At 71.7% G+C, this 7716-nt stretch carries 9 protein-coding genes; 3 read left to right on the forward strand and 6 right to left on the reverse strand.

The window, feature by feature from the left end; all coding sequences use genetic code 11:
- The 3 genes from AC5LSR_RS22090 to AC5LSR_RS22100 form a co-directional block, all read left to right on the forward strand.
- A partial coding sequence (locus AC5LSR_RS22090) for an ABC transporter ATP-binding protein (RefSeq protein WP_493468945.1) occupies positions 1 to 963 on the forward strand: 963 nt, incomplete at its 5' end.
- A gap of 136 nt (positions 964 to 1099) precedes the next feature.
- Complete coding sequence (locus AC5LSR_RS22095) at positions 1100 to 1960, forward strand: ABC transporter permease (RefSeq protein WP_250284643.1); 861 nt, start codon at positions 1100 to 1102, stop codon at positions 1958 to 1960.
- Complete coding sequence (locus AC5LSR_RS22100) at positions 1953 to 2906, forward strand: ABC transporter permease (RefSeq protein ID WP_493465647.1); 954 nt, start codon at positions 1953 to 1955, stop codon at positions 2904 to 2906. Before AC5LSR_RS22095 ends, AC5LSR_RS22100 begins: the two co-directional genes overlap by 8 nt.
- On the opposite strand, the gene AC5LSR_RS22105 is transcribed toward AC5LSR_RS22100, so the two are convergent.
- The 6 genes from AC5LSR_RS22105 to AC5LSR_RS22130 form a co-directional block, all read right to left on the reverse strand.
- Complete coding sequence (locus tag AC5LSR_RS22105) at positions 2877 to 3914, reverse strand: LLM class flavin-dependent oxidoreductase (RefSeq protein WP_250284647.1); 1038 nt, start codon at positions 3912 to 3914, stop codon at positions 2877 to 2879. The genes AC5LSR_RS22100 and AC5LSR_RS22105 overlap by 30 nt on opposite strands.
- Positions 3915 to 3975: 61 nt before the next feature.
- Positions 3976 to 4770, reverse strand: coding sequence for an enoyl-CoA hydratase/isomerase family protein (locus tag AC5LSR_RS22110; protein ID WP_250284650.1), 795 nt, complete (start codon positions 4768 to 4770; stop codon positions 3976 to 3978).
- Entirely contained in the window at positions 4767 to 4940 is a 174-nt protein-coding gene (locus tag AC5LSR_RS22115; RefSeq protein WP_250284651.1) for a hypothetical protein, read from the reverse strand. Before AC5LSR_RS22115 ends, AC5LSR_RS22110 begins: the two co-directional genes overlap by 4 nt.
- On the reverse strand, positions 4937 to 6118 hold the full coding sequence (locus AC5LSR_RS22120; RefSeq protein WP_250291687.1) for a phosphotransferase family protein: 1182 nt from the start codon (positions 6116 to 6118) through the stop codon (positions 4937 to 4939). The genes AC5LSR_RS22115 and AC5LSR_RS22120 overlap by 4 nt, the downstream gene beginning before the upstream one ends.
- The gene (locus AC5LSR_RS22125; protein WP_250284653.1) at positions 6115 to 7041 is read right to left on the reverse strand and encodes a DUF7064 domain-containing protein; all 927 of its coding nucleotides are present in this window, start codon (positions 7039 to 7041) and stop codon (positions 6115 to 6117) included. Before AC5LSR_RS22125 ends, AC5LSR_RS22120 begins: the two co-directional genes overlap by 4 nt.
- Entirely contained in the window at positions 7038 to 7427 is a 390-nt protein-coding gene (locus tag AC5LSR_RS22130) for a hypothetical protein (protein WP_250284654.1), read from the reverse strand. Before AC5LSR_RS22130 ends, AC5LSR_RS22125 begins: the two co-directional genes overlap by 4 nt.
- Positions 7428 to 7716 lie beyond the last annotated feature (289 nt).

A 7716-nucleotide genomic window follows, 5' to 3' on the forward strand; every position in this document is an offset into this window, starting at 1 on the left:
GCTGTGAGTGACCTGACCTTCCGGGTCGACGCCGGGGAGATGGTCGGGTATCTGGGGCCGAACGGGGCGGGGAAGTCCACGACGATCAAGATGTTGATCGGGATTCTGGTGCCCAGCGCCGGGCGCATCCGGGTCTGCAGTCTTGACCCGTCCCGACAGCGCACGGAACTGGCGCGTCGGCTGGGGGTGGTTTTCGGGCAGCGTACGACGCTGTGGTGGGATCTGCCGTTGCGGGACAGCTTCGATCTGCTCCGGCGTATTTACCGAATCCCGGCGGGACGGTATCAGGAAAACCTCGACCAATTTGTCGAACTGTTACAGCTCGCCTCTTTTCTTGACACGCCCGTCCGGCAGCTCTCGCTCGGTCAGCGCATGCGCGGCGATCTCACGGCCGCGCTGCTGCACGACCCGGAGATCGTGTATCTGGACGAGCCGACGATCGGTCTCGACGTCGTCTCCAAGGCCGCCGTACGCGGCTTCCTCACCGCGCTCAACCGGGAGCGCGGGACCACCATCATGCTCACCACCCACGACATGACCGACATCGAGCAGATGTGCCCGCGGGTGCTCGTCATCGACCACGGCCGGCTGGGTTTCGACGGGCGGCTGGCGGACCTGCGCGCCCAGATCGGCGGGGAGCGCGTCCTGGTCGTCGACCTGGCCGAGCCTTGGCCGCCGATCGACGTGGCCGGTACCCGGGTGGTCGAGGTGGACGGGCCCCGCCAGTGGCTGGCGTTCCCGGCGGGCGAGAGCGCGGCGCCACTGGTCGCCGCCGTGGCCGACCGGTACCCGCTGGTCGACCTGTCCATCCGCGAACCGGCGATCGAGGAGATCATCACCCGGCTGTACACCTCGGGCACCTCGGGCACCGCAGGCAGCGTGAGCACCTCGGGCAGTGTGAACTCCTCGGGCGCCGCGAGTTCCCCGGGCATCGTGGACTCCTCGGGCGCGAGGAACCCGTGACCGCGACATCGCTGAGAGCTATACCACCCGCAGCGGCACTGTCGGCAGCGGCACCGCGAGAAACGGCATCACCGACGGCGGCGTCATCAGCGACGGCGGCGTCATCAGCGACGGCGGCGCTGACAGTGGCGTCGCGGTGAGAGGGGGTGTCGGCACCTATCTCGCGGTCGCCCGGTACAGCGCTCGGCGATATGCCGGCTACCGGGCCGCCACGGTCGCGGGCGCGTTCACCAACACCGTGTTCGGGATCATCCGCGCCTACGTCCTGCTCCAGGTGTGGCACCAGCGGCCCGGCCTCGGCGGGTACGACACCAGCGGCGTCGTGACGTTCGTCTTCCTCGGGCAGGGGCTGATCACGTCGATGGCGCTGTTCGGCGGCGGCATCGACCTGCCCGAGCGCATCCGTTCCGGCGCCGTCGCGATGGACATGGCTCGGCCGGTGGGCTTCCAGACCTGGTGGCTGGCGGACGACGCCGGGCGCGCCGCAGTCCAGCTGCTCACCCGGGGACTGCCGCCCACGCTGGTCGCGGCCCTCCTGTTCGACCTGCGCCTGCCGACGCCCGCAAGCCCGGCCGCCGCCGCGGGCACGGCGTCCGCCGCCGGTGTGTGGGATGCCGCCGGCGTGTGGGGGCTGTTCGCCGTGTCCGTGGTCCTGGGTTTCCTGGTCAGTTTCGGGCTGCGTTACCTGATCGCCCTCACGACCTTCTGGCTGCTCGACCAGCGAGGGCTGGAAAGCGCCTACACCCTGTTCACGGTGTTCTTCTCCGGCATCTCCATGCCGTTGACGATCATGCCGGGAGTGCTGCGGGACCTTGCCGAGGCGCTGCCCTTCGCCGCGATGATGCAGATACCGGCGGACGTCCTGCTCGGCAACCGGACCGGCGCGTCGCTGGTCGCGGCGATCGCGTTCCAGGTGGGCTGGGCCGTCGCGCTCCTCGCGGCCGGCCGCGCGCTCACCGCCCACGCCACCCGGAAGCTGGTCGTCCAGGGTGGCTGACAACAGCGCGGCCCGCCCCGGCCGCAGGAACAACCGGCACAGCTCGGACGAACGTTCCAGCCAGCACGAACGGCCCAGCCGGGATGAACATCCCGGCCGCAACAAGCGGCACAGCCGGGACGAACATCCCGGCCGGAGCCGCCGGTACGAAGCGGTGCGGCACTATCTGCTGTTCGCGGCGGCCTGGACGCGGGTGGCCTGGCAGTACCGCGCCTCGGTGCTGCTGCTGGCCGTCGGGCAGTTCCTGGCGACCGGGCTGGACATCGCGGTGATCGGCGTGCTGTTCACCCGCGTGCCGCACCTGGCCGGTTTCGGCCTTGCCGAGGTGGGTTTCCTCTTCGGGACGTCCTGCACCGCCTTTGCCGTGTCCAACATGTTCTTCGGGACGCTGGAACGGGTCGGCGAACGCATCCGGGACGGCAGCCTCGACGTGATGCTGGTCCGGCCGGCCGGGCTGCTCGTGCAGGTCGCCACGGACGGTTTCTCCCCGCGCCGTCTCGGTGGGATCGTCCAGGGTGTCGGCGTTCTCGCGCTGTCCCTCGCGGGGCTGGACGTGCCCTGGACCCCTGGCCGCGTCCTGCTCGTCGCCACTATGATTATCTGTGGGGTCGGTATCTTCAGCGCGGTCTGGATCGCCGGGGCGGCGTTCCAGTTCGCCGTCGAGCAGGCCGCGGAGGCGATGAACGCGGTCACCTACGGCGGGAGCTTCCTGACCCAGTACCCGATGTCGATCTACGGCCGGGACGGGATGCGGCTGCTGACCTTCCTCGTCCCGCTGGCGTTCCTCAACTGGCAGCCCGCCCTGTACGTGCTCGGCAAGCCCGACCCGCTGGGCCTGCCGTCCGTGTTCCGTTTCGCCTCCCCGCTGGTGGCCGCCGTCCTGCTGACCCTCGCCGCCGTGGCCTGGCGCGCCGGTCTACGCCACTACCGCTCCACCGGTAGCTGATCTCTCGGCCCGGGCCGAGCACGTCTCGCCCCGGGCCGGATGCGTCCCGCCCGGGGCCGGGCGCGTCACTGACACCGGGACGGGCAGGCCCAGGAGCTTCCGGACCTCGGCGGTGGACTGGATCGAGGCGGCCAGATCCTCACCCTGGGTGATGAAGGTCAGGTCGGTGATCCCGGTGTCCAGGTACGGGGCGCAGAACTCGGCGACGGCCTCGGGCGGCCCGGCCGGCGACCACTTCTCGAAGGCCTCGCGGGGCAGCTTGTAGACGTTCCGCATGTTCTCGGCCAGCCGGTGCGCGGCACGGTCGGGGTCCGGCCCGAACTCGCACCAGACGATGATGCCATGGCGCCAGGCGACGCCGGTGCGGCCGATGCGCGCCGCCTCCTCGTCGACCTGCTCGATGAAGGAGCGCACCCGCCGCGGGGAGGCCCAGATGGCCAGCCAGCCGTCGCCGAGGCTGGCGGTCCGGCGCAGGGCCGCGTCGCCACGGCCGCCGACGAGCAGCGGCACGGGCGGATCGACCACCGGGTGCACCGCCGCGTCGACCAGGTTGAAGATCTCGCCGGCGAACGTCACGGCCTCACCGGTCATCTGACGGCGGATGATCCGCAGGCTCTCGTCCGTCCGCTTACCGCGGGTGCGCGGGTCGACGCCGCAGACCTCCATCTCCCTGCGGTCGTCGCCGCCGACACCGACGCCGAGCACGAGCCGGCCCGGGTGCATCTCGCACACCGTCGACAGCTGCCGGGTGACGGTGGTCGGGTGGCGCAGCGGCAGCTGGTAGATGCCGACGTGCACGGGCAGCTCGTCCTGCAGGTTGAGCAGCATCGTGGCGTTGGTCAGGCCGTCCCAGCCGTAGCCGCCGTGGAAGCTCACGTGGTCGCCGCAGTGCAGGTGCCCCAGCCCGGCCTCGGCCGCCAGCCCGAGCAGCCGGCGGCGTTCGGGCGCCGGGTACCGCGCGAGGTCGTCGCTGAAGATCGACAGGCCGATGTTGACCGCTTCAGTCACGACTGCTCCTGTATGCGCCCGGCGAACGCGGCGGGGTGGCTGCCGGCGGCGGAGCGGCCGGTCATCGCGGGTCGCCTTCGGCGAGGAAGCGCTTGCGCTCGGCGTCGATCTCCGGATTATCCATGATCGAATAGCCGTAGAGCGCTTCGATGCGGAGCTGGTCCTCCAGCGGCCGCCCGATGACTTCGAGGATCGTGTCCTTCGCCGACTCCACGGCGCGCTGCGGGTTGCGCAGGATCTTTGCCGCGAGGTCCTCCGCGCAGGCCATCAGCTCGCAGGCGGGCACGACCCGGGAGACGAGGTTGCACTGCAACGCCCGCCGGGCGTCGATCGGCTCGCCGGTCAGCTCCAACTCGAGCGCGATCCCCGCGCCGCAGATGTTCACCAGGCGCACGATGCCGCCGTCGGCGGGGTGCATCCCGCGGCGTAGCTCGAACGAGCCGAACACGCAGTGCTCGGCGGCGACGCGGATGTCGCAGGCCAGCGCGAGCTCCAGGCCGCCGCCGATGACGTAGCCGTTCAGCGCGGCGATGACGGGCTTCTTCGTGCGGTGCAGCCCGCGGGTGATCCCGCCAGCGAAGCCCCTGGGCAGCGCCTCGCGGCCGAGGCTCGGCCCGGCGCCCGTCCAGTGCCCGACCATCGTCGACAGGTCCGCCCCGGCGCAGAACGCCTTGTCCCCGGCACCGGTGAGGATCGCCAGGCGGATCTCCTCGTCGTCACGGAAGTCCGTCCAGATCTCCCGCAGGCGTTCGTTGGCATCGGGATCGATCGCGTTGTGCTTCTCGGGCCGGTTCAGCGTGACGTACGCGATCGGCCCCTTCTTCTCGTAGAGGACCTTGTCCGCAGCCTGGCTCATTTCACCGCCCAGGTCGCCGGCACCCCGCGCATCCCGTTGGTGACGTCCGAGACGTTGGTGAGGTTCGAAAGGCCGCGGCGCGGCCGGGTGAAGGCTTCGCGGCGCTCGGCGCGGCCGCGGTCCCGGCAGGCGAACGCCTCGATGCCGGTTCCGACGGGTAAGGCGATCACAGGTTCGCTCCTGTCGTGAGGGGCCGGGCCGCGGCGAGGAAGCCCTCGACGAGGCCGGGCCGGGAGTAGTAGGCGTCGCCGATCCCGTCGGCCACCCGGCGGCGCTGGTACTCGAACAGGACGGCGAGCTTCCACAGGGCCATCGCCGTGTACCAGTCGACGTCGGGCACCTCGGTGCCGGTGGCGGCCGCGTAGCGGGCGGCCAGCTCGGCGCGGGAGGGGTAGCCGTCGGCGAGGGTCGCCGCGCTCATCTCGGTCAGCGCGTGCGGTGGCTCGCCGGGCACCGCGTAGGTGGCCAGCAGGTAGCCGACGTCGCGCAGCGGGTCGCCGATCGTCGCCAGCTCCCAGTCGAGCACGGCGACCAGCCGGGCGGGCGGGCCGGCGGCGAGCATGACGTTGCCCAGCCGGAAGTCGCCGTGGACGATCGCCGGCGCGGCCGGCGCCGGCGGGTCGTCCACCAGCCAGTCCAGCAGCGCGCCGAGCTCCCCCGGCAGGCCGTGCCCGTCGGGGTCGACGATCCGCGCGAAGCGCCGCAGGTGACGCGTGACGTCGCCGGAGGGCCGCCCGAAATCCCCAAGGCCCGCGGCTGCGTGGTCGACGCGGTGCAGCGCGGCGAGCGTGTCGACGAGCGCCTCACCGACCGCGCGCCTGCCGGCCGGCGTGTCGAGCGCCGGTGGCGTGCGGGTGGTGGCGACGATCCCGGCGACGTGTGCCATGACGTAGAACGGCGCGCCGATCACCGCGGTGGACTCTTCGACGGCGAGGATCCGCGGCACCGGGACCGGTTCGTCCCCCAGCGCCCGCTGCACCCGCGCCTCGCGGACGACGTCGTGGCCGCCCGGCGGGATCGGCGGTGGCGGTGGCCGGCGCACCACCACCCGACACTCGCCGTCGGACACCAGGTAGGTCAGGTTGGAGTGGCCCTCACCGATGCGCCGCAGCGTGATCGGCCCACGGCACAGCCCAAGACCGCGCAGGTAGGCCTCGAGCCGGCCGACGTCGAAGGGCGGCGCGCTCCCGCCGGACGCAACGGCCTCGACAGGTGGGACAGGCCCGGCGGACGGGACGGCCCCGGCGGGCAGGGCGGGCAGGGCAGCCCCGGCGGGCAGGGCAGCCCCGGCGGGCGGGACGGCCCCGATGGTCTCGGCGGGCGGGGCGGTCTCGGAGGATGCGCTCACTGCGCGTCGACCAGCCGCTTCAGGTAGCCGCGGGGCCACAGCGTCTCGAACTGCCCGGCGCCGGCCTCGCCGTCGATGGTCACCTGGCAGGCAGCCTCGGACATCAGCGTGTCGGAGCCGACGGGCAGGTGCAGGATGGCGTAGCGCCGCATCCACAGGTGCGTCGTCCCGCCGTGGGCGTCGGTCAGCTCGGCTTCCAGGCTCTCCTGGCCCATGTCCCTGTCGTAGGTGGCGTGGTGGCGGCTGTCGACGATCGCCACCGGTTCGCCGCCGCGCAGCACGTAGCCGTTGACGCCCAGTTCGCCGCGTGCGATGTGGAACATCGCGTTGAGCTCCGCGCCCGACGGGGTACCGGCGGCGAGCCACTTCCAGTGCTGCACCGCGCTCCAGTGCCGCCGGCCCCAGGAGTGGTCGCGGTGCGCCCACACGTCCGCGAACGGGATGACCCGCTCGCCGATCCGTAGGGTGCCCGACGCGCGCCCGGCCTGCTCGAAGCGGTTGGCCGCCATCCACGGCGGGCAGCCCGCCGGGTTCTCGCGGTAGCTGAAGGGCCGGTGGCTGGCCTCGAAACGGTAGTCGATGCTCACCTCGTCGCCGGCAAAAACGATCTCGGCGGTGCGCAGCGGATCGGGCTGGCGCAGGTACAGGCCCGCGCAGTGCCAGTCGTCCAGCTCGCTGGCGTCGCCCAGTTCGACGTTGAAGGCGCCCAGGACGACGTTCCGCTCGCGGTCGGGGAAGTAGACGCAGACCTGCCGGCCGGCGACACCGCGCCCGTCGGTCCAGACGTACACCTGCGCGGCGATCCGCTCGTCGGGCAGGACCAGGGTCCAGAACAGGCTGTCGCGGGTCTTCACACCCGGCGCGACCCGGTGGCGCAGGTCGTCGCTCTCGACGATGTGGCCGGTGGCGGACGTGACGCTCATGCGTAGAGTCCCTCAATGATCTTGGCGTAACGCTCTTCGACGGGCCTGCGCCTAAGCTTCGCCGTCGGGGTCAGCTCGTCGCCTCCGGGCACCCAGTCGTGGTCGAGCACCTTCCGGCGTTCGGCCTGCTCGATCCGCGCGAGCCTCTGGTTGCCCCGCCGCACCGCGTCCTCGAAGTAGCCGGGCATGACCGTGACGCCGCCGACGAGGATCTCGCCGAAGCCGCTCAGCGCCAGGTGGTCGGCGTTGGCGTCCGCCACCCGTAAGAACGCCTGGCACAGTGTGGGCTCGGATAAGATCGACTGGATCGTGGTGTTCAGTGGTCCGCTGACTGGTGATGTGCTGTTTGGCGGTGCGGTCGTTGGTCGTGTGGCTGCCACGCTCATGGGCCCGTGCCTCCTCCGGTAGCACCCCAGGACGCTGCCACCGTTGTTGATCGGGGGCTACGGCCCGGCGAGTGAACGCCCTCCCCCTCTGGGCGTAGACAGCTCCGCCCTGTGATGCGCACGCCCTGTGTCACGTAGCTGCGCTACGCTGCCAGGCAGTGGACGAGCTGCCGCAGCGCATCCGCAGCCAGCGCGCGCGGGCCCGGGCGGTCCGTGGCTACGTCGAGAAACAGCTCTGGACGGAGCTGGACCAGCACATCGCGGCCGTGCGCGCCCAGGCCTCCTCCCC

Source organism: Protofrankia sp. CiP1_Cm_nod4, assembly GCF_982290645.1.

Bases quoted from the DNA above. Each gene is read 5' to 3' on its own strand.
- AC5LSR_RS22110 (WP_250284650.1), bottom strand. From the start codon at position 4,770: ATGAGCCAGGCTGCGGACAAGGTCCTCTACGAGAAGAAGGGGCCGATC.
- AC5LSR_RS22125 (WP_250284653.1), bottom strand. From the start codon at position 7,041: ATGAGCGTCACGTCCGCCACCGGCCACATCGTCGAGAGCGACGACCTG.
- AC5LSR_RS22130 (WP_250284654.1), bottom strand. From the start codon at position 7,427: ATGAGCGTGGCAGCCACACGACCAACGACCGCACCGCCAAACAGCACA.